This window comes from Kribbella lupini, assembly GCF_039529595.1.
Classification (GTDB): Bacteria; Actinomycetota; Actinomycetes; order Propionibacteriales; family Kribbellaceae; genus Kribbella; species Kribbella lupini.
This window is the reverse complement of the sequence record NZ_BAAANC010000003.1, coordinates 866,547-887,555: the sequence shown is the minus strand read 5'-3', so window position 1 is coordinate 887,555 and position 21,009 is coordinate 866,547. Positions and strand designations below refer to the sequence as shown.

Sequence of the window (21,009 nt, the reverse complement as noted above, 5' to 3'; positions counted from 1 at the left end):
AGCCTGGGGAGGTGCCATGAGCGATCCGGACAAGCCGGAGCAGGAGCGGTCCGACGTACCGGACGTCGGGTGGGACGAGCCGAGTCCGGTCGCCGACAACGCGGTTGCCGACGAGACCAGCGACACTGTCGTACCGGATCCAGGTGACCACTTGGTTGTCGCGTCGAGCCGCGGGCCGGTCGACCTCGGCGTCACGCCGGGCATGCAGATCGCGAGCGCCTGGGCCTGGCGGTTCCTGGTGGTCGTGGCGGCCGTGCTGGTGATCGCGTACGCGATGCGGTACCTGTCCGAGGTCGTCGTACCGGTGACCGTCGGCATCCTGCTCACCGCGCTGCTCATCCCGGTGACGAACGGGCTGCAGAAGCTGAAGCTCGCGCGCGGGCCGGCGGCCGGGATCACCGTCGTGTGCACGATCGTGCTGGTGGCCGGGCTGCTCACGCTGGTCGGGACGCAGATCGCGACCCAGTTCGAGAACCTGTCGACCCAGGTCGGCGAAGGTGTGCAGAAGCTGCGCGACCTGGCCCGGATCAACCTGAACGTCACCGACGCCGACATCACCGACGCGCTGAACCGGCTGCGCGACACCGTCATGTCCGGCGGCGCGCTCGGGCAGCGGGCGGCCGAGGTCGGGACCACCGCGACGCACGTCGTCGCGGGGCTGTTCATCGCGTTGTTCTGCCTGTTCTTCTTCCTGTACCAGGGCGAGCAGATCTGGGCCTGGCTGGTCCGGCTGTTCCCCCTGCAGGCGCGCGAAAAGGCCGACTCGTCCGGGCGCAAGGCGTGGGTCTCGCTGACCGCGTTCGTCCGGGCCACGATCATCGTCGCCGCGGTGGACGCGATCGGGATCGCGCTCGGCGCCGCGATCCTCGGGCTGCCGCTGGTCAGCGCGATCGGCATCCTGGTGTTCGTCGGCGCATTCGTGCCGGTGGTCGGCGCGCTGGTGTCCGGCTGCGTCGCCGTCCTGGTCGCACTCGTTGCCAAGGGCCCCATCGTGGCGGTGATCATGCTCGCGGTCGTGATCGGCGTACAGCAGCTGGAGGCGCACGTGCTGCAGCCGTTCCTGCTCGGGCGGGCGGTGAGCGTGCATCCGCTGGCGGTGATCCTGTCGATCGCGACGGGAGTGATCGTCGCGGGAATCGTCGGCGCACTGATCGCGGTGCCGACGGCGGCGGTGCTCAACACGATCGTCAACCACCTGGCCGGCAACGACGTCGACCCCGAGCCGCCGCGCCCGATCCCGCGCAGACCCCCACGTCGCCGCCCACCGGCAGAAGCCCGGGTCACGGACAGCTGAGAGTACGGCGGGAGGAGCTGTCGCCCCGAGCCCGTTGGGGCGACGTACCTCCGGTCGCGTCAGCGCGATACCTGCGGGTGCGTCCGCCGGGCAGGCGCCTGTGGTTGCGTCCGCGAGGTGCCTGTGGGCGCATCCGCCGGGCAGGCGCCTGTGGTTGCGTCCGCGAGGTACCTGCTTCGGGTCGCCCGCGTAGTACGGCGATGCCTGGATGATCGCCGGGACGTCGACCCCGGCCTGGGCGTCCGCCCGGTCAGACGTCCCGGCCGCCTCGCATCGCGAGCGCGTGCCTGCCGGCCAGCGCGTAGCCCTGGTCTAGCACCGCAGCCAACCCGATCCGGGCCACCTGCTCGTGGTCGGGATCCATCACTGCCACACTCCGCCGGCGCCGATCGCCGCCAGTTCCGGGAACGTCGTGTGCCACCGGCGGACGCAGTACCGGGGCAGGCGCAGCTGCGGCCAGAGCTCGATCAGCAGGTCCTTGTTCAGGAACCGGGCCAGGTCGTCGATCGTCGCTGCCTCGCTGATCACCGTTGTGTAGAGCAGGATCCGGTCGTCGGGATCGCCGAGGTCGTAGCCGGCCTTCGGGCTCCAGTCGATCGGGGCCGGCAGCTCGACCACCCCGCTGCGCGGACCGGTGAGCTGGTCGAGGGACTCCGGAACGACGTACGGAATCCGCGTCGCGTGCAGATCTCCGGGCTGGGTGCGGGGCGGCTCGTCCATCCGCCCATTGTCCCCGACGACCGGATCAGCTCGCGGGTTCTCGGCCTGCACTCGTTGCGTGGTCGAGCTGCTCGGCCCACTCGCGCGCCGACTGGCGGATGCGGGCGATCAGCTGCGGCGTCGCGCTGTATCGGAGGAAACCGGCTCGGGGAGCCGGCTTCCCGCGCGGAGTTGGCCGGCGAAGAGGCGCCGGTATGCAGGCAGCCGCCGCCGGGGGAGGCGACTCAGCGCCTGGTACGCAAACAGCCGCCCCCGGGAAACCCGGGGGCGGCTGCCGAGTGGTGCTGGGTCAGTGCATGGCGGCGGCTGCGGAGGCCTCGAGGTTCGGCTCCTCGCCGTCCTTCGGGGCGTCGTCGCGGCCGGCCAGGCGCTGCTCCGGGGTGATGATCGCGATCACCAGGGCGATCGCCAGGAACGGCAGGGAGACCAGGAACACGTCGCCCATCGCCTCGACCAGGCCTTGCAGGGCCCAGCCCTTCATCGGCTCCTTCAGCGCGTGCAGGGCCTGGACGCTGTTGGCCGCCTTGGCCAGCATGCCGACCATGTTCTGCGCGGTGTTCGGAACGATGTCGCCCAGGTGGTCGGTGAGCCGGCTGGTCAGCACCGCGCCGTACACGGCGGTGCCGATCGCGCCACCCATCGAGCGGAAGAACGTCATCGTCGAGGTCGCGGTGCCCATGTGCTGCCGGGGCACGCTGTTCTGCGCCGCGGTGACGGTGATCTGCATCGACAGGCCCAGTCCGGAGCCCATCACGAACATGTAGATCGCCAGCTGCCAGTACGGCGTGCTCATGCTCAGCGTCGACAGCAGCACCATCGCGCCGCCGACCAGGACCGCCGAGATGATCGGGTAGATCTTGTAGCGACCGGTCTTGCTCATCAGCTGACCGCTCGGGATCGAGGCGCTGAAGATGCCGACGATCATCGGCAGCAGAGCCAGCCCGGAACGGGTCGGGGACAGGTCCTTGACCGCCTGCAGGTACAGCGGCAGGAAGATCAGCGCGCCGAACATCGCGAAACCGAGCAGGAACGCGAACCCGGCGTACCCGGAGAAGATCCGGCCCTTGAACAGGTCCATCGGGATGATCGGCTCGGAGACCCGCAGCTCGACGAAGACGAAGGCGACGGCGAGGACGACGGCCGCGACCAGCAGGCCGACCGTGGTGGCCGAGCCCCAGCCGTTGTCCGGACCGCTCCAGGAGACGGCCAGCAGCAGGGTGGTGACCGCGGCGGTGACCACGGCCGCGCCGAGGTAGTCGATCTTGTGCGACCGCTTCACGTGCGGCAGCTTCAGCACGGCGGCGACGATGCCCAGGGCAACGAGCCCGATCGGCAGGTTGATCCAGAAGATCCAGCGCCAGCCGGGACCGTCGGTGAGCAGGCCGCCGAGCAGCGGGCCGGCCACCGAGGAGAGGCCGAAGACGGCGCCGAAGTACCCCATGTACTTGCCGCGCTCGCGCGGCGGGATCACGTCACCGATGGTGGCGAAGGCCAGCGACATCAGACCACCGGCGCCGAGGCCCTGGACGGCCCGGAAGCCGATCAGCATCTCGATGTTCTGCGCCAGGGCGGCCAGCACGGAGCCGGCCAGGAAGGTGACGATCGCCGCGATGAACAGCGGGCGGCGGCCGTACAGGTCGGAGATCTTGCCCCACAGCGGGGTGGAGGCGGTCGAGGTCAGCAGGTAGGCGGTGACCACCCAGGACAGCTTGTCCAGGCTGTTGAACTCGGAGACGATCTGCGGCAGCGCGGTCCCGACGATGCTCTGGTCGAGCGCGGCCAGGAACATGCCGGCCATCAGGCCGCCGAGCACGACCAGGATCTGCTTGTGGGACAGGTAGCTCGGGGTGTTCGGATCAGGCGGCGCGCCGCCGCTGACGGCGGGCTCGGTGGTGCTCATCTGGTGCTCTCCACGTTCTCTTCGGTGGTCAGTCGCGCGGCGGCGGCCCAGCCCTTGTCGGCCCAGGCCTTGTCGTCGCGTGCGTCGGTGAGGTTCGCGACGCCGTCGGCGAACCGCGTCATCAACTGCTCGAAAGTCTTGATGTCCTGCTCGGACCAGCCCTCCATGGCCTGGGTGAGCAAGGCCATCCGGCGGCGGGCGTTCTCTTCCCACTCCGCCGTGCCCTGCCCGGTCAGCTCGACCCGGAAGGCGCGGCCGTCGTCGGGGTCGACCGAGCGCTGGACGAGACCGGCCTGCTCCAGCGACCGGACGTGCCGGCTGGCGGTGGAGGCGTCGATCTCCATCTTGTTCGCCAGGTCGGACAGCCGCAGCGCGCCGTTGCACCGCAGGACGAAGAGCACCAGGTGGGCGCTCTGGTCGAGCGAGTCCCCGGGCTGCTTGGCCTTCAGCCGCCGCCCGATCCGGGTGAACGCGTGCAGAACTCCCTCGATCGGGGTCTGCGGGGCGTACCCGTCATTTACATGCATGGTGCAAGCATATACATACGTGCGTGATACATGCAAATGAGTTTCCTAGGATGTTCTGTGATTGGCCAACCATTAACGGGCCGTAGTCTGGTGGTCACACAGAGCGTCAGGAGCTGGGATGCAGAAGATCGCGGTGGTCACCGGGGGCGGGTCCGGGCTCGGGCGCGAGATGGCGCTGGCGCTCGCGGCGGCCGGGTTCCAGGTGACGGTGACCGGGCGGACCGAGGCGAAGCTGCGGGAGACCGCGGCCGCCGCCGAGGAGATCGACGCCGTCGGGGCCGCCGGCGTGGGTGAGGTCCGTACGGCGGTGCTGGACGTGACCGACGGCGCCGCGGTCCGCGACTTCTTCGCGAGCCTGTCCCGGATCGACGTGCTGGTGAACAACGCGGGCACCGGGATGCCGGCCGCGCCGATCGAGGAGGTCGGCGAGGACGACTGGCGCGCGGTCGTCGACACGAACCTGACCGGCTCGTTCCTGTGCGCCCAGGCGGCGTTCGCCCTGATGCTGCGCCAGGACCCGAAGGGCGGCCGGATCATCAACAACGGTTCGATCTCGGCCCACGTCCCGCGGCCGCACGCGATCGCCTACACGGCCTCCAAGCACGCGATCACCGGGCTGACCAAGGGCCTCGAGCTCGAAGGCCGGCGGCACCACATCACCGCCGGCCAGATCGACATCGGCAACGCCGCGACCGCGATGACCGAACGGATGGAGCAAGGCGCGCTGCAGCCCGACGGCAGTACCGCGATCGAGCCGACCTTCGACCCCAGGATCGTCGCCGACTTCGTCGCCCGGGTCGCGCTGCTGCCGACGTCGGTCGCCGTACCGACGTTGACGGTGATGGCTGCGGGCATGCCGTACGCCGGCCGCGGCTGACCGGCGTACGGCGCGACCCTCAGCTGATGCGGTTGACCTGCGAGGCCGAGGCCGGGCAGAGGATCAGCAGGCAGCTCTCGACATGCACGTCGTCGATGACCGCACCCCAGGCCTGCGCAGAGGTGCCGGCGAACTCCAGGACCGCCGAGCCGTTCAGCAGGTTGGTGAAGTAGAAGGTGCGGTACACCCAGCCCATGTTCGCGTTCGACTTCCCGGTGACGTCGAAGGTGAAGGTGTCGACCTCCTGACCGTTGACCGTCGCCCGGCCGCTCTTCACCGCCGGCGGCCCCTCGGAGTTGCCGGCCAGAGCGAACGTCACCTTGTACGTCGTCAGCAGCTGCGTCGGGAACGTCCGTGCGATCGCCCCCGGGCTCGAGCTGTTGAGGTCGAGGGACTGCCGGCCCTCGGCGTCCTGCCAGTCGGTGGTCAGGTCGACCGCGCCGGAGGTCACCGTCCAGCCGTCGAACTGCTGACCGGTGCTGTAGCTGCGGAACTCCACGGTGAGCTGCGGGTTCTCGAACCCGCTGGACAGGATCGGTGCGGCCGAAGCCGGCGAGCCGGTCAGGGCGACGAGAGCGGTGGACAGGGCAAGCAGAAGCGTCGTACGGCGGAACTTCACGGGGCCTCCCCAGGCAGAAGGACGGACGGGTCCTCTCAGTCAGCCTACGGTCACACTCCGGAGTCGGCGCGGTCTGGCGGCGTGGGGCAAATCGACAAGAACTTTGTCGGTGCGGGCGTCTAGGGTCGGGCAGGTGAGTGAGCAGCGGGAGTCACTGGTCCGGGCGCGTGGGCTGACGAAGGCGTACGGCGCGTTCGAGGCCGTGCGCGGGATCGACCTGGACGTCGTCAAGGGCGAGGCGTTCGGGTTCCTCGGGCCGAACGGCGCGGGCAAGTCCTCGACGATGCGGATGATCGGGGCGGTCTCGCCGGTCAGCGGCGGGGAGCTGCGGATCCTGGGGATGGACCCGGCGACCGACGGGCCGGCCATCCGGGCGCGGCTGGGAGTGTGTCCGCAAGACGACACGCTCGACACCGAGCTGTCAGTGCACGAGAACCTGACCGTCTACGGCCGGTACTTCGGACTGAGCAGGGCCGACTGCCGCGAGCGCGCGGACGAGCTGCTCGAGTTCGTCGCGCTGACGGACAAGGCGAAGGTGAAGGTCGACGAGCTGTCCGGTGGGATGAAGCGGCGGCTGACGATCGCCCGGTCCCTGGTCAGCAAGCCCGACCTGCTGCTGCTCGACGAGCCGACGACCGGGCTGGATCCCCAGGCCCGGCATCTGTTGTGGGACAAGCTGTTCCGCCTCAAGCAGGCTGGCGTCACGCTGATCATCACGACCCACTACATGGACGAGGCCGAGCAGCTCTGCGACCGGCTGGTGGTGATGGACGCCGGACTGATCGCGGCCGAAGGTTCGCCGTACGAGCTGATCCGGGACTACTCGACGCGCGAGGTGACCGAGCTGCGGTTCGGGCCCGAGGTGATGTCGTCCGACCACGACGCGCTGGCCGGCAAGGTCGAAGACCTGGCGCAGCGGATCGAGGTGCTGCCCGACCGGCTGCTGCTCTACACCGACGACGGTGAGCGCGCGGTCGCCGCGGTGCACGAGCGCGGCTTGCAGCCGGCCGCCGTACTGGTCCGGCGGTCGACGCTCGAGGACGTGTTCCTGCGACTGACCGGCCGGACGCTGGTGGACTGATGAGCGTCGTCCTGGAGAACGGCCGCCGCCAGTTCGACTACTGGGCGACGGTCTACAAGCGCACCTGGAAGGGCAGCCTGGTCAGCAGCTTCCTGCTGCCGCTGCTCTACCTGGCCGCGATGGGCATCGGCCTCGGCTCGTTCGTCGACGACAACGGCAGCGGCGCGCTCGGTGGGATCAGCTACCTGCAGTTCATCGCGCCCGGCCTGCTCGCCGCGACCGCGCTGCAGATCGCGGTCGGCGAGTCGACGTACCCGGTGATGGGCGGGATCAAGTGGCAGAAGTTCTACTTCTCGATGATCGCCACGCCGCTGCGGCCGGCCGACGTGATGTACGGGCAGCTCGCGTTCGTCGCGTTCCGGGTGCTGACCACGTGCACGGTGTTCCTGGTGGTGATCGCGCTGTTCGGCGGGCTGGCCACGCCGTGGGGACTGTTCGGCCTGCCGGTTGCGCTGCTGGTCGGGATGGCCGCGTCCGCGCCGGTCTGCGCGGTCGCGACCCGGCTGGAGAACGACTCGGGCTTCTCGATGATCTTCCGCTTCGGCGTAGTCCCGGCGTTCCTGTTCTCGGGCGCGTTCTTCCCGGTCTCGCAGCTGCCCGACTGGATCGAGTGGCTGGCCTACCTGAGCCCGCTGTGGCACGGCGTCGAGCTGTCCCGTGACCTGAGCCTGGGCACGGTCGACCCGCTCGCCGCCCTCGGCAACTTGGCCTACCTGGCGGCCTGGTTCGTCGTCGGGACGTGGTTCGCGGTCCGCGGCCTGACCCGGAGGTTGATCAGCTGATGGCCACTCTCACCGCGCGCGTGGTGCCGCTGCCGGTCCGCTTCGGCAACGGCCGGCACCTGGTCGAGCGCAACTTCCTGGTCTACCGGCGGTCCTGGATCGTCTTCGTGTCCGGCTTCTTCGAGCCGGTCTTCTACCTGCTGTCGATCGGCGTCGGCGTCGCCCAACTGGTCGGCGACTTCACGCTGGCCGACGGCACGAAGATCGGGTACGCCGCGTTCGTGGCGCCGGCCATGCTGGCCAGCTCGGCGATGAACGGCGCGATCTTCGACTCGACGTACAACATCTTCTTCCGGATGAAGTACGCGCGCCTGTACGACTCGATGCTGGCGACACCGCTGCGGCCGTGGGACGTCGCCACGGGCGAGGTGACGTGGGCGCTGCTCCGCGGCGCCTGCTACTCGGCGGCGTTCATCGTGGTGATGCTGGCGATGGGCCTGATCGAGTCGTGGTGGGCGCTGCTCGCGCTGCCGGCCTCGGTCCTGATCGGGTACGCGTTCGCCGGCGCTGGGATGGCGATGACGACGTTCATGCGCAGCTGGCAGGACTTCGAGTTCGTCCAGCTGGCCACGATGCCGATGTTCCTGTTCTCGGCCACCTTCTACCCGATCGAGACCTACCCCGGCGCGATCCGCTGGCTGGTCGAGATCACCCCGCTCTACCAGGGCGTCGCCCTCGAACGAGCCCTCACCACCGGCACGGTCAGCTGGAGCCTGCTGCTCAACGCGCTGTACCTGATCGCGATGGGCACCGCCGGCATGTACGTCGCCTCGCGAAGGCTGGGCAAGCTGCTGCTCGAGTAAGAGTTGTCCTCCCGGCCAAGGTTTAGTGGCCGGGAGGACGTGACGTCACCAGTCGAGGTGCTGTTCGCCCAGGCGGGTGGTGTACCAGGTGCGGATAGCTTCGACGGTTTCGGTGGGGAGGGGGTTGGCGGCTGCGGCGATGCTGGATTCGAGGTGCTCGATCGAGCGGGTGCCGGGGATGACGGTGGAGACGCCGGGGTTGGCGAGGAGGAACTGGACGGCGGCGTCGACCAGGGTCGTGCCGGAGGGGAGGAGGGCGCGGAGTTCGTCGACCAAGCCGGCGCGGAGGGCTACGTCTTCGGGGGACCAGCGGGAGCGGACGTCGGTGAAGGTGCTGGTGGCGTCGTACCGGCCGGAGAGCCAGCCGGATTCCAGGGGGACCTTGACGATGACGCCGGCGCCGTGGGCGGGAGCTTCGGAGACGCTGGGCCAGGTCTCCTGGAAGAGTGCCGACATCCGGACCTCGAGGGCTTGCGAGCTGGTGTTCGTCAGGACGGTCCGGACGTCCTGGTCCCAGTCGACCGAGGCGCCGAAGGCGCGGATCAAACCCTTGTCCCGCAGGGCTTCCAGGGCGGCGTAGTGGTCGGCGCTGTTCAGCACCTCCGGCGGCGGGCTGTGCAGGACGACGACGTCGATGTGGTCGACGCCCATCCGCCGTGCGCTGCCCTCGACCGACGTCGCGACCGCGTCGACTGACCAGTCGGCGCGACCGTCGTGGGTCGGGCCGACCTTGGTGCAGAGCACGACCTGGTCGCGGGGGACGCTCTGCAGCGCGGTGCCGACGTTCAGCTCGCTCTGCCCGTCGGCGTACGCCGGAGCGGTGTCGATGAAGTTCACCCCGGCGTCCAGGGCGGCGTGCACGATCCGCACCGCCTCCTCCGGGTCGGGACCGGTCGGCCAGCTCGACGACTTGCCGAGCTGCCACGCACCCAGCCCGATCGTGGTGACGTCGATGCCGGAAGAGCCGAGGGGACGTGTCTGCAAGGTCATGACGCTCAACCTAGTCGAGCGAGGCGCTCCGGTCCGCCAGGATTTTCCGCAGCCACCACACGCCACCGCTGAGCATCGACGCGCGGCTCGGTCCGGCGAGGTTGTCGACGAGGTGGAGATAGGTGACCGCCTGGTACAGCTCGCCGACCTGTTCGGCCAGGTCGAGCGCGCGCCGTAGGTCCGGCAGCGACGCGTAGTTCTGCCACTCGGCGAGGTAGGCGTCGATCACGCGCGGATCCCGCGACAGCGGCGACCGCCCCTCGACGAACGTGACCAGGTCGAGGAACGGATGCGCCAGCGCCGCGTCGGTCCAGTCGAACGCGAGCGCCTTCCCGTCCCGTACGGCGACGTTGCGCGGATGCAGATCCCCGTGCAGCAAGGTCTCCGGTACGCCGAACGACGCCAACTCGGTGATCGCGTCTCGCAAGGCCTTCGAGCGGTTGCCCAACCGGTCGCGTTCCTCGGCGGTGAGCTCGTCGGTCGCCTGGTTCGGGCCGAGGACATGGGGAACCTCGAGGGCGAGCCGGTCGAGACGCCGGTCGGTGCAGCTCATCGCGAGCAGGGCTTCGGGCGTCTCGGCGTAGCTGCGCTGCAACCGGGCGTGGGACGTCAGCGCCTCGGTCCAGAGCGCGACGTCGGTCTGCTCAGCCAGGGGTTCGCCGAGGTCTGGGAGCAGCATCCAGGCGCGCTCCTCGTCGACGGCGATCGGCTCGACGACCAGGCCGGGACGCTCGGCCGACAGCCGCTGGAGCAAAGCGGGCTCGTGGGCGAACAGGAGGGGGAGGGCGTCCGAAGCCGGTACGACGTTCGACGCGTGGGCGATCGCCTTGAAGTAGACGATGCCTGTCGTGGTGGGGATGCGGAAGACGTTCGACAGACCCCAGGAACGGACCTGTTCCGGCGGGCCGGTGCGCTCGACCTGCTGGTCGATCCAAGGCAGTGCGTCGGCGTACCAGCCAGGTTGGGTCCAAGCCGGAGCAAGCGCTGCTCCGGAAAGATGCTTGCGGGCGGCCTCGACCAGCGGCTCGTCGAGCGACGTCACCCAGCGCGCATCGTCGGGGACGTTGCCGATGGCCACCATCAGGTACGCCGGCCCCTCGGCGTCGAGACACTCCAGCACGTACGCCTCGATGCCGTGCTGCTCGGCGAACGCGCGCACGACCGCGCCGACGTCCGGGAACCACAGCTCACCGGCCGGCTCGATCCGCGGCAGTCCCGACGGCAGCACGAGCACCGCCTCGTCGTCAGGGCGTACCACCACGGCAGTCACGGTCACCGCCGCATCGTAGGCGCGGACCGTCGAGCGGCATACCGAGTTTCGGCGCGGCGCGTCAGGCGACGTACCAGGCCGCGGGCCGACTCGTTTCAACGAAATGGGCCCCGCGTACCGGCCGGTCGGCTTAGTGTGGGCGGGTGAGCATCACAGCGGCTGAGATTGCCCGGGCAGCGGATCTGTTGCACGACGTGGTGGCGCCGACGCCGCTGGAGTACTCGCGCTGGCTGAGCGACCTGGTCGGCGGCGACGTGTTCCTCAAGTGCGAGAACCTGCAGCGCACCGGCTCGTTCAAGCTGCGTGGCGCGTACGTGCGGATGGCGCGGCTGTCGAAGCAGGAGAAGGCCCGCGGCGTCGTTGCCGCGAGCGCCGGCAACCACGCGCAGGGCGTCGCGCTGGCGGCGCAGCTGCTCGGGATCAAGTCGACGGTGTTCATGCCGCACGGCGCGCCGTTGCCGAAGGAGCGGGCGACCCGTGCGTACGGCGCGGAGATCCGGTTCGTCGGGACGTCGATCGACGACTGCCTGCGGGCGGCGCGGGAGTTCGAGGCCGAGACCGGCGCGATCCTGATCCACCCGTTCGACCACCCCGACATCGTCGCCGGGCAGGCGACCGCGGGGCTGGAGATCGTCGAGCAGTGCCCGCAGGTGCGGACCGTCGTCGTACCGACCGGCGGTGGCGGGCTGGTCGCCGGGATCGCGTCGGCGATGCAGCGCGACGGGATGCCGATCAGCGTCGTCGGTGTCCAGGCCAAGGGCGCGGCGGCGTACCCGGCTTCGCTGGCGGCCGGTGAGCCGATCGCGCTGGACCGGATGAGCACGATGGCGGACGGGATCGCGGTCGGGTTGCCCGGGCAGGTGCCGTTCGCGGCGATCCAGGCGTACGTCGACGACGTGCTCACGGTCGGTGAGGACTCGTTGTCCAAGGCCCTCTTGCTGGTGCTCGAGCGCGCCAAGCTGGTGGTCGAACCGGCCGGCGCGGCCGCGGTCGCCGCCGTGCTGGACGACCCGAAGCGGTTCAAGCCGCCGGTCGTCGTGGTCCTGTCCGGTGGCAACATCGACCCGGTCCTGCTGATGCGCGTGCTGCGGCACGGCATGGCCGCCGCCGGCCGGTACCTGTCGCTGCGGGTGCGGATCCCGGACACCCCCGGTGGTCTGGCCACGCTGCTCGGCCGGCTCGCGGACGTCGAGGCGAACATCATCGAGGTCCTGCACGAACGCATCTCCGAGACCCTCGACCTGGACGAGGTCGAGGTCGCGCTGCAGCTGGAGACCCGGGGTGAGGAGCACCGGATGCGGGTATTGAACAGCCTGAGCGCCAACGGATACACCTACACGCTGAACTGAGGAGCCCCCAAGTGAAGGTCGTTGCCCTAGCGGCTGCAGCACTGTTGTTGGCCACCGCCTGTACGCCGGGGTCGGAGACGCCGGAGGGCGGCGCCAGTGCGCCGAGCTCGGTGAAGACCGACGCGGCGTCGTTGGGGGACGTCACCTTGACCGTGTGGGACCAGGAGGTCCGCGGCGGGCAGGCGGCGCAGATGGCCGAGCTGAACAAGCAGTTCGAGGCCAAGTACCCGAACATCAAGCTGAAGCGGGTCTCGCGGTCCTTCGACGATCTGAAGACCCAGCTGCGGCTCGCACTGTCCGGCAACGATGCCCCGGACATCGTTCAGGCCAACAACGGGCGCTCCGACATGGGGGAGTTCGTCAAGGCCGGACAGCTGGTTCCGCTGGACGAGTGGGCCAAGGCCTACGACTGGGGCAGCCGGTACCCGGCCTCGGTGATGCAGTACTCGCGGTACTCCGCCGACGGCAAGACGTTCGGCGAAGGCAACCTTTACGGCCTGCCGCAGGTCGGTGAGGTCGTGGGTCTCTACTACAACAAGGAGAAGCTGACCAAGCTCGGGATCCAGCCGCCGACGACGTGGGCGGAGTTCGAGGACGCGCTGGCCAAGGCCAAGGCCGGCGGCGAGCTGCCGATGCAGCTCGGAAACCTCGACAAGTGGCCGGCCATCCACGTCTTCGGCACCGTGCAGGGCAGGACCACCCCGGCCGACCAGATCACCACGCTCGCCTTCGGCCGGCCCGGTGCCTCCTGGAAGACGCCGGAGAACACCAAGGCCGCCGAGAACCTGGTCTCCTGGGTCGACAAGGGCTACTTCAACTCCGGCTTCAACGGCCAGGGCTACGACCCGGCCTGGCAGGACTTCGGCAAGGGCAACGGTGTGTTCCTGATCGCCGGGACCTGGCTGCAGGCCGACCTGCAGAAGGCGCTCGGCACCAAGGTCGGCTTCATGCTGCCGCCGGGCACGGACGCGAACGCCAAGCCGGTGGTCACCGGCGGGACCGGGCTGCCGTTCGCGATGACGAACAAGGCGAAGAACAAGGACGCGGCCGCGGCGTACATCAACTTCATCACCAGCCCGGACGCGATGAAGGTGCTCACCGCGACCGGCAACCTGCCGATCGCCGACACCGGTCAGCAGCAGGCTCCGGCCGGGCTGGCCAAGGACATCTTCGCCGCGTTCGGTACGGCGGTCGACCAGGAGGGCCTGGTCCCGTACCTGGACTACGCGACGCCGACCATGTACGACACGCTCGGCGCGGCGCTGCAGGACCTGATGGCGAAGAAGGCGACCCCGCAGCAGTTCGTCGACAAGCTGGAGGCCGACTACAGCAAGTTCGCCGGCAAGTGAGCTCACCGCCCGGCGAACCGCGCAAGATCGGTTACCTCTACGTCCTGCCCGCCCTCGTCGTCTACGGGCTGTTCCTGCTCTACCCGCTCGGGAGGGCTGTCCATCTCTCGTTGTTCGAGTGGGACGGGATCTCGCTCGGCAGGTTCGTCGGCCTGAGCAACTACGCCGACGTGGTCGCGGACGCGGGACTGCGGGCGGCCTTCGGGCACGCGCTGGTGCTGATGGTCTTCTACTCGGTGCTGCCGGTCGTCATCGGGCTCGCGCTCGCGTCCGTGCTGCAGCGGGCGCGGGTGCGAGGACTGGCGTTCTTCCGGACCGTGCTGTTCCTGCCGCAGGTGGTCGCGATGGTCGTCGTGGCCTTTGCCTGGCGCCACATCTACGCGCCGGACGGCCCGTTGAACGACGTACTGCGGGCCGTCGGTCTGGACGGGCTCGCGCGCGGCTGGCTCGGGGACTACGCGTTCGCGCTGCCCGCGGTCGGAGTGATCGGGACGTGGTTCGAGACGGGACTGGTGACGGTGCTGCTGCTGGCCGGGATGGCGCGGATTCCGCGCGAGCGGTACGAGGCCGCGCGGCTGGACGGGGCCGGCTCGGTGGCGGAGTTCTTCGCGGTGGTGCTGCCCGCCGTACGGGGTGAGATCGCGGTCGCGGTGACGCTGACGGTGATCGCCGCGCTGCGGACCTTCGACCTGGTCTACGTGACGACCAGCGGGGGACCGGGGACGTCGACCAGCGTGCCGTCGTACGAGGTGTACCACCGGGCGTTCGAGCTCGGGCAGGTCGGATCGGCGGCGGCGATCGGGGTCTGCCTGACCGTGCTGATCTTCGTGATCACGTTCGGCGTCAACCGGATCGCGGACCGCGGATGAGGGCCTCGGGCGCCGAGCGGTTCGGCAACTACCTGCTGCTGATCGTGTTCGGGTGCTTCGCGCTGGCGCCGATCGTGTCGATCGTGGTGGCCGCGCTCGGTCCGGACGACGGCGGCGGCGGGACGAGCGGCTTCGGGAACTTCGGCCAGGCGTGGGAGATCGGGCACTTCGGGACGTACCTGCGGATGAGCCTGCTCGTCTCGGTCACGGTGGTGATCGCCAGCGTGCTGCTGTCGATCCTGAGCGGGTACGCGTTCGGGACGATGCGGTTCCGCGGGGCGGGCGTGCTGTTCTACCTGTTCCTGCTCGGCATCATGATGCCGACCGAGGCGATCGTCGTGCCGTTGTACTTCGACCTGCGCTCACTCGGGCTGACCGACACGTACTGGGCCGTCGCGCTGCCCCAGGTCGCGCAGTCCGTTGCCTTCGGCACGTTCTGGATGCGGGCGTACTTCCGGTCGTCGAGCCGCGCGCTGGTCGAGGCGGCGCGGCTGGACGGCGCCGGGCACTGGCGCACGCTGTGGCAGGTGCTCGTCCCGCCGGCACGACCGGCGCTGGTGACGCTGATCGTGCTGGTGTTCATGTGGACGTGGAACGAGTTCCTGATCCCGCTGGTCATGGTGACCAGCGAGTCGTTGCGGACGGCACCGTTGGGGCTGGCGTTCTTCTCCGGTCAGTACACGTCCGGGTTCACGCTGCTGGCCGCGGGTGCGGTGATCGTGGGGCTGCCCGTCGTACTGGTGTACGCGTTCCTGCAGCGGCACTTCATCGCAGGGATGCTGGAAGGCGCCGTACGGGAATGAAATAGGTCGAGGCTCTCCGTCCCCGCCTACTGCGCGGCACTCGGCACGGCATCTCGCTGCACGGGAGCCAAGCTCACGATGCTTCGCATCGCAGCGCTCGTCTCCCGCACACCGAGCTACCGCACCGAGCACCTGCTCGCTACGGCAGGGACGGAGAGCCTCGACCTACTCGCAGGACTTCAGCAGCGGAGCGTGCAGCCGCTCGGCGAGGACCCGGCGCTGGGTCGGCTGCGCCTCGGTCTGGAGGAGCAGTCCTGACTCGGTGAGCTGCACGATCACGGCGCGACGGTCTTGCGTGCACATCACCCGCTCGACCAGGCCCGCGGTCTCCAGCCGTCCGATGACGCGGGACAGCGCGCTCTGGCTCAGGTGCACGGACTTCGCGATCGCGGACACCTTGGCGGACTGCTCCGGCAGCTCGGCCAGGCGCTCGAGCACCTCGTACTCGCTCATGCCCAGCGCGTGGCCCGCCTGCAGCTCACGGTCGAGCGCGCAGCTCAGGTCCGCGTGACGGGCGAGGATCTCGCGCCACTCCCGCACGTCGGCGGTGCTCTCACGATCGGTGCCGGTCTCACCAGAACCGGCGCTGACCTTCGTCTCGGTCATGGAGGCGACGTTATCATGCATGCGCATTCAATGCAAACGCATTTAATGCCTAGACATTAGATGCATGTGCATGCAAAACTCTCTGCTTGTGACACAGACAACGCACACACCTCCGGCTCGGATGACCTGGGACGCCCGCCTGTGGGGCGCGCTCCTCGTCGTCTGCGGCGTGATCTTCCTCGACGGCCTCGACGTGTCCATGGTCGGCATGTCCCTGCCCTCCATCGGCGCCGACCTGGGCGTCTCGCTCTCGTCCCTGCAATGGGTGGTCACCGGCTACGTGCTCGGGTACGGCGGACTGCTGCTGCTCGGCGGCCGCACCGCCGACCTGCTCGGCCGCCGCCGGGTCTTCCTGGTCGCGCTGGCCGTCTTCGCCGTCGTCTCGATGCTGAGCTCGCTGGCCACCAACCCCGAACTGCTCATCGCCGCGCGGTTCGTGAAGGGCGTCGCCGCCGCGTTCACCGCGCCGGCCGCGCTCTCGATCATCACCACGACCTTCCACGAGGGCCCGGACCGCAACCGCGCCCTCAGCATCTTCACCACCTGCGCCGCCAGCGGCTTCTCGATGGGCCTGATCCTCGGCGGCGCGCTGACCGAGGTCGGCTGGCGCTGGACCTTCCTGATGCCCGGCCCGGTCGCGCTGATCGTCTTCCTGTTCGCGCTCAAGCTGATCCCGAACAGCCCCCGCGACGACACCGCCGGCGGGTACGACGTACCGGGTGCGGTCACCGTCACCGGCGGCATGCTCTCGCTCGTGTACGCCGTGGTCGGCGCCGAGCACGCGGGCTGGGTCTCGGTCCAGACGATCGGCCTGTTCGTGCTGGCCGCCGTGCTGCTGACCGCCTTCGTGGTCATCGAACGGCGGACCAAGCACCCGCTGGTGCGGCTCGGCATCCTCAAGGCGCCCTCGCTGCGGCGGGCCAACCTGGCGATCCTGACCGTCTTCGGCGCGTACGTCGCGTTCCAGCTGATCGGGACGCTGTACCTGCAGAACCTGCTCGGCTGGTCGTCGTTCGAGACCGCGCTGGGCTTCCTCCCGGCCGGCCTGCTGGTCGCCACGCTGTCGCCGAACGCCGGCAAGCTGGCCGACCGGATCGGCACCGAGCGGATGATCGTCGCCGGGATGGCGCTGTTCGTGGTCGGGTACGCGCTCAGCTTGCGGATCGGGCCGGAGTCGGCGTACTTCGCGACGGTGTTCCCGACGATCATGCTGATCGGGCTCGGCTTCGCGATCGCGTTCCCGGCGCTGAACATCCAGGCGACGTCGGGGGTGCCGGACCACGAGCAGGGGCTCGCGTCGGGGCTGTTCAACACGTCGAACCAGGTCGGCGGGGCGATCGTGCTCGCGATCGTGACCGCGGTGATCAGCGGCCGGTCCGCGGGGGTGACGACGCCGGAGGGCATGTTGTCGGCGTACAAGCCCGCTCTGGGCGTGGTGACCGGGATCGCCGCGCTCGGTCTGATCATCGGGCTGACCGGTCTACGGGGGCTTCGGGCCCGTCGCGAGGCCGAGGCCGCTGAGGCGGCGCAGGTCGAGGCGGTGCAGCGTGAGCTGGCTGCCGAGGAGATGGAGCCTGCCGTCTAGAACCAGTCCTGAGGGGCTGTTGAAGGTATATGCCGCAGTGCGGGTCTCGGGCTACTCCGCCGGGACCCGCACTGCTGTGTTCGGGTCGCGCCGGAGGCTGTGTTCGGGATGGGCCGGGGTCGTGTTCGGGATGGGCTGTGGTGGGCACTTGATGGGGATCCCGACACCGCCCGATCGGAGTTCTTCGTGGTCCCCTGCCTGCTCGTCGCGTGCGTCCGCCGTACCCGGAAGGTGGCGTGACGGTGGCCGGCCCGGGCAGTCTGCTGGCGAAGCGGTACCGGCTGGTCGCCTCGCTCGGCCGCGGCGGCATGGGCATCGTCTGGCAGGCCCGCGACGAGGTGCTCGGGCGGGAGGTCGCGGTCAAGGAGGTCCTGCTGCCGCCGGAGCTCCCCGACGAGGAACGCGCCGTGATGCGAGAGCGCACGCTGCGGGAAGCCCGGTCGGCGGCCCGGCTGAGTCATCCGAACGTCGTCACCGTGTACGACGTGGTCGAGGAGGACGGCCGGCCGTGGATCGTGATGGAACTGGTCCGGTCGCGCACGCTGGCGCAGGCGATCCGGGACGACGGCCCCCGGCCCTGGCGGGAGGTCGCCGGGATCGGTGTCCAGGTCCTGGCCGCGTTGCGGGCCGCGCACGAGGCCGGCGTCCTGCACCGTGACGTCAAGCCGAGCAACGTGCTGCTGGCCGCGGACGGGCGGGTGGTCCTGACCGACTTCGGGATCGCAAGCCTGGAAGGCGAGACCACGCTGACCAGAACCGGGATGCTGGTGGGATCGCCGGCCTTCATCGCGCCCGAACGGGTACGCGCCCGTGGCGCCGGTCCCGAGTCGGATCTGTGGTCGCTGGGTGCGACGCTGTACACGGCGGTGGAAGGTCGTCCGCCGCACGACCGCGGGGCCGCGCTCCCGACGCTGACTGCCGCCGTGACCGAGGCGCCCGACCCGGCACCCTCGGCCGGCCCGCTGTGGCCGGCGATCGAGGGTCTGCTCCGCAAGGAGCCCGCGGAGAGGATCGATGCCCGCGAGACCGGTCGGCTTCTTCAGCGGGCGCTTGACTCGGGTGATCTGGGATCGGTGCCGCCGGCGGCTGCTCCGCGCGGGCAGGAGGACAGCGGCCAGCGGACGAGGGTTCTGCCGGTACCGGCGGAGGTGCACTACGGGTCTGCTGCCGAGGCTGGTACGCCGTCGGAGCCGTCTACTGGGACCGCCGCCGCGGGAGCGTCTGCCAGGGCTTCGTCGCCTGCCGCTGCCGGAGCGCCTTCGTCGCATGCCGCCGCCGTATCGCCTGCCGCTGCCGGAGCGCCTTCGTCGCATGCCGCTGCCGTATCGCCTGCCGCTGCCGGATCGCCTGCCCCCGCCAGGTCGGCTGCCGGGGCTTCTTCGTCTGCACCCGCCGGGCCGCCCGCTGCACCTTCGCCGCCTGCAACCGGGTCTTCGGGGCGGCGGGTGGTGCTGGTGCTGGTGGCGTGTCTGGTCGTTGTTGGAGCTGCGGTGGGCTGGGTGCTTTGGCCGACGGACGACGACCCAGGGAACCAGTCGCCGCAAGCAGGACAGAGCAGCGGAACGACACCACGCAGTACCGGCGCGAGCGCCACGAGCTCGCCGTCGGTGACGTCGAAACCACCGGCGGCCACGACGAGCAAGACGACTCAGTCGCCGGCGACCTCGAGCAAACCGTCGGTGACCACCAGTCGACCGCCGTCGGCCGCGCCTACCGGCGTACCGGCCGGGTTCCGGCGGCACACCGACTCGACCGGGTTCTCGCTGGCCGTGCCGGAGGGCTGGACTGTCAGCAGGGACAGCGGGCGGGTGTCGTTCCGCGAACCCGGCGGATCTCGCCTCCTGCTGATCGACCAGACCGATCAGCCGAAGGCCGACCCGGTCGCGGACTGGCGGCAGCAGGAACAGGCGCGTCGGGACGGGTACGCCGACTACCAGCGGATCCGGATCGAGGCCGTTGATTACTTCGTCAAGGCGGCTGACTGGGAGTTCACCTACGCGGCGGGGTCGGGCAGGCAGCATGTGCTGATCCGCGGGGTGGTGACGAGCGACGACCAGGCGTACGGGATCTACTGGTCGACGCCGGAGACGCAGTGGCCCGAGAGCCGCGCCATGCTCCGGACGATCACGGACTCGTTCCGCCCGGCGCCGTGACTCGCGGTGTGGGTCCTGGGCTCCTCCGCCCTGACCCGTGGTGCGGATCCTGGGCTCCTCTGCCGGGACCCGCGGTGCTGTGTTCGGGAAGGTCCGGGGTGATCCCTTATTGGTTTGGACCCGTCGGGGTGCTGGACTGGAGGACATGAGCAACCAGAGCGACTACGACCGCCGGGTCAAGGACATCCTCGACCGGGTCGCGAAAGGCCACCTGTCCAGCGACGAGGCCGCGACCTTGATCGCCGCCGTCACCCAGCCGACGGCCGCCGCGCCGGTTGCCGATGAGTCTGCGAGCGGCGCGACGACCTCGCCCGAGGCTGAGGCCGCGGCGGAGGCTGACGTGCCTTCAGCCTCGGTGTGGGCCGATGTAGTCGACTCCCCGGACGCCGCCGACACGGCGCCCGCTCCTCAGCACGCCGCACCGGATGCTCCCCTGGACTCCGCCCCGACCGATACCTCGTCGACGGCGAGCACCGTCCAGGACAGCGTGGTCGACGACGGCCCGGCCGAGCAGGCTGTGCAACCCGAGGTGGTGGAGGCGGTTGAGGCTGAGCAGGAGGAAGTAGAAGTCGAGCACAGCAACGTGCCGGTGCCGTCCGGGGTGCAGCGGGTGACGATCCGGGCCGTAGGGCGGCGGGTGCGGTTGATCGGCGAGCCGGCGATCACCGGGGTCGCGGTCGACGGGCCGCACGTGATCAAGCGGGACGGGAACACGCTGGCGATCAACAGCGAGGGCGACATGGGAGTGTCGCTCGACGGGTTCAGCATGCTGCGCAACCCGACCGACCTGAAGGCGCACGTGAACGGCTTCGCCAAGGAGCTGTCGATCCGGGTCAACCCGATGCTCGAGGTCGAGATCGAGGTGACCGGCGGAAGTGTGGTCGCCGAGCGGCTGCCCGGGCTGGCCCGCGTCCGCGTGACGGCCGGTACGGCGAAGGTGCACGACGTCGACGGCCCGATCGACATGCTCGTCCAGGCCGGTTCCGCGCATCTCGACGCCCAGGTCACCAAGGGCCGCTCGCGCGTCCGCGTCGAGTCCGGCTCCGCCACGGTCAACCTGCGCCGCGGCTCGGACGTCCGCGTCCACACCGAGTCCCAGCTCGGCCGCGTCACCTGGACCGGCGCCGTCAACGGCCAGTCCAAGGACGTCGAGATCGGCCGAGGCCGCGCCGCCCTGGACGTCGAGGTCCTGGTCGGCACGGCACAGATCACCTCCGACTGATCTGCGGTACGCCGGTACGGCGGCGCGAGCCCACGCGCCGCCGTGCTGCTTCGATTCCGCCCACTTTCCGTCTGGCTGGAGCACCAGTTCGCTGCCCGACCCGCAGTACAGCTCCCGCAGCCCGCGCACCGGCGCCGCACTCGCCGGACCGCCCACTGCCACCGCAGGCGCGCACCGCCGCCGCACTCGCCGGACCGCCCACTGCCACCG

General features: G+C 69.9%; 19 protein-coding genes. 12 read left to right on the top strand and 7 right to left on the bottom strand.

Features of this window, described 5'->3' with window-relative positions; translation table 11 throughout:
- Positions 1-16: 16 nt before the first annotated feature.
- A complete protein-coding gene (locus ABD235_RS30345; protein ID WP_344180369.1) occupies positions 17-1,294 on the top strand; it encodes an AI-2E family transporter in 1,278 nt (425 codons plus the stop codon).
- A gap of 363 nt (positions 1,295-1,657) precedes the next feature.
- Here the strand turns inward: ABD235_RS30345 and ABD235_RS30340 are convergent, their stop codons facing one another.
- The 3 genes from ABD235_RS30340 to ABD235_RS30330 form a co-directional block, all read right to left on the bottom strand.
- Positions 1,658-2,014 carry a hypothetical protein gene (locus ABD235_RS30340; protein ID WP_344180367.1) on the bottom strand — a complete coding sequence of 119 codons (357 nt, stop codon included), beginning with the start codon at positions 2,012-2,014 and terminating at the stop codon, positions 1,658-1,660.
- A 289-nt stretch (positions 2,015-2,303) separates the two neighbouring features.
- Positions 2,304-3,914 (bottom strand): MDR family MFS transporter, encoded by a 1,611-nt coding sequence (locus tag ABD235_RS30335; RefSeq protein ID WP_344180365.1) that lies wholly within the window; start codon positions 3,912-3,914, stop codon positions 2,304-2,306.
- Positions 3,911-4,441 (bottom strand): MarR family winged helix-turn-helix transcriptional regulator, encoded by a 531-nt coding sequence (locus tag ABD235_RS30330; RefSeq protein ID WP_344180363.1) that lies wholly within the window; start codon positions 4,439-4,441, stop codon positions 3,911-3,913. The genes ABD235_RS30335 and ABD235_RS30330 overlap by 4 nt, the downstream gene beginning before the upstream one ends.
- 118 nt (positions 4,442-4,559) lie before the next feature.
- Between ABD235_RS30330 and ABD235_RS30325 the strand changes: the two genes are divergently transcribed.
- Positions 4,560-5,318: an SDR family oxidoreductase gene (locus ABD235_RS30325; RefSeq protein ID WP_344180361.1), complete on the top strand. Its 759-nt coding sequence runs from the start codon at positions 4,560-4,562 to the stop codon at positions 5,316-5,318.
- A gap of 19 nt (positions 5,319-5,337) precedes the next feature.
- Here ABD235_RS30325 and ABD235_RS30320 read toward each other — a convergent pair whose 3' ends face one another.
- Positions 5,338-5,937 (bottom strand): choice-of-anchor C family protein, encoded by a 600-nt coding sequence (locus ABD235_RS30320; RefSeq protein WP_344180359.1) that lies wholly within the window; start codon positions 5,935-5,937, stop codon positions 5,338-5,340.
- A 133-nt stretch (positions 5,938-6,070) separates the two neighbouring features.
- Between ABD235_RS30320 and ABD235_RS30315 the strand changes: the two genes are divergently transcribed.
- The 3 genes from ABD235_RS30315 to ABD235_RS30305 are packed head-to-tail and all read left to right on the top strand — an operon-like array spanning position 6,071 to position 8,603.
- Positions 6,071-7,018, top strand: a complete 948-nt coding sequence (locus ABD235_RS30315; RefSeq protein WP_344180357.1) for an ABC transporter ATP-binding protein — start codon at positions 6,071-6,073, stop codon at positions 7,016-7,018.
- On the top strand, positions 7,018-7,800 hold the full coding sequence (locus tag ABD235_RS30310) for an ABC transporter permease (protein ID WP_344180355.1): 783 nt from the start codon (positions 7,018-7,020) through the stop codon (positions 7,798-7,800). Before ABD235_RS30315 ends, ABD235_RS30310 begins: the two co-directional genes overlap by 1 nt.
- Positions 7,800-8,603 carry an ABC transporter permease gene (locus tag ABD235_RS30305; RefSeq protein WP_344180353.1) on the top strand — a complete coding sequence of 268 codons (804 nt, stop codon included), beginning with the start codon at positions 7,800-7,802 and terminating at the stop codon, positions 8,601-8,603. Before ABD235_RS30310 ends, ABD235_RS30305 begins: the two co-directional genes overlap by 1 nt.
- Positions 8,604-8,648: 45 nt before the next feature.
- On the opposite strand, the gene ABD235_RS30300 is transcribed toward ABD235_RS30305, so the two are convergent.
- Together ABD235_RS30300 and ABD235_RS30295 are read right to left on the bottom strand one after the other, a co-directional pair.
- Complete coding sequence (locus ABD235_RS30300; RefSeq protein WP_344180352.1) at positions 8,649-9,593, bottom strand: aldo/keto reductase; 945 nt, start codon at positions 9,591-9,593, stop codon at positions 8,649-8,651.
- A 10-nt stretch (positions 9,594-9,603) separates the two neighbouring features.
- Positions 9,604-10,869 (bottom strand): aminoglycoside phosphotransferase family protein, encoded by a 1,266-nt coding sequence (locus ABD235_RS30295; RefSeq protein ID WP_344180350.1) that lies wholly within the window; start codon positions 10,867-10,869, stop codon positions 9,604-9,606.
- Between the two features lie 137 nt (positions 10,870-11,006).
- Here ABD235_RS30295 and ilvA point away from each other — a divergent pair, with 137 nt between their 5' ends.
- From ilvA to ABD235_RS30275, 4 genes are read left to right on the top strand one after another with little or no spacing between them, the layout of a single operon-like run.
- Positions 11,007-12,212: a threonine ammonia-lyase gene (ilvA, locus tag ABD235_RS30290; protein WP_344180348.1), complete on the top strand. Its 1,206-nt coding sequence runs from the start codon at positions 11,007-11,009 to the stop codon at positions 12,210-12,212.
- Positions 12,213-12,223: 11 nt separating this feature from the next.
- The gene (locus ABD235_RS30285) at positions 12,224-13,561 is read left to right on the top strand and encodes an extracellular solute-binding protein (RefSeq protein WP_344180346.1); all 1,338 of its coding nucleotides are present in this window, start codon (positions 12,224-12,226) and stop codon (positions 13,559-13,561) included.
- A complete protein-coding gene (locus ABD235_RS30280) occupies positions 13,558-14,430 on the top strand; it encodes a carbohydrate ABC transporter permease (RefSeq protein ID WP_344180344.1) in 873 nt (290 codons plus the stop codon). The genes ABD235_RS30285 and ABD235_RS30280 overlap by 4 nt, the downstream gene beginning before the upstream one ends.
- A complete protein-coding gene (locus ABD235_RS30275; RefSeq protein ID WP_344180342.1) occupies positions 14,427-15,233 on the top strand; it encodes a carbohydrate ABC transporter permease in 807 nt (268 codons plus the stop codon). Before ABD235_RS30280 ends, ABD235_RS30275 begins: the two co-directional genes overlap by 4 nt.
- Before the next feature lie 165 nt (positions 15,234-15,398).
- Here ABD235_RS30275 and ABD235_RS30270 read toward each other — a convergent pair whose 3' ends face one another.
- The gene (locus tag ABD235_RS30270) at positions 15,399-15,839 is read right to left on the bottom strand and encodes a MarR family winged helix-turn-helix transcriptional regulator (RefSeq protein WP_344180340.1); all 441 of its coding nucleotides are present in this window, start codon (positions 15,837-15,839) and stop codon (positions 15,399-15,401) included.
- 88 nt (positions 15,840-15,927) lie between these two features.
- On the opposite strand from ABD235_RS30270, the gene ABD235_RS30265 reads away from it, so the two are divergent.
- The 3 genes from ABD235_RS30265 (at position 15,928) to ABD235_RS30255 (ending at position 20,799) form a co-directional block, all read left to right on the top strand.
- The gene (locus tag ABD235_RS30265) at positions 15,928-17,424 is read left to right on the top strand and encodes an MFS transporter (RefSeq protein ID WP_344180338.1); all 1,497 of its coding nucleotides are present in this window, start codon (positions 15,928-15,930) and stop codon (positions 17,422-17,424) included.
- Positions 17,425-17,660: 236 nt separating this feature from the next.
- Complete coding sequence (locus ABD235_RS30260) at positions 17,661-19,577, top strand: serine/threonine-protein kinase (RefSeq protein WP_344180336.1); 1,917 nt, start codon at positions 17,661-17,663, stop codon at positions 19,575-19,577.
- A gap of 145 nt (positions 19,578-19,722) precedes the next feature.
- Positions 19,723-20,799 carry a hypothetical protein gene (locus ABD235_RS30255; protein ID WP_344180334.1) on the top strand — a complete coding sequence of 359 codons (1,077 nt, stop codon included), beginning with the start codon at positions 19,723-19,725 and terminating at the stop codon, positions 20,797-20,799.
- Positions 20,800-21,009 lie beyond the last annotated feature (210 nt).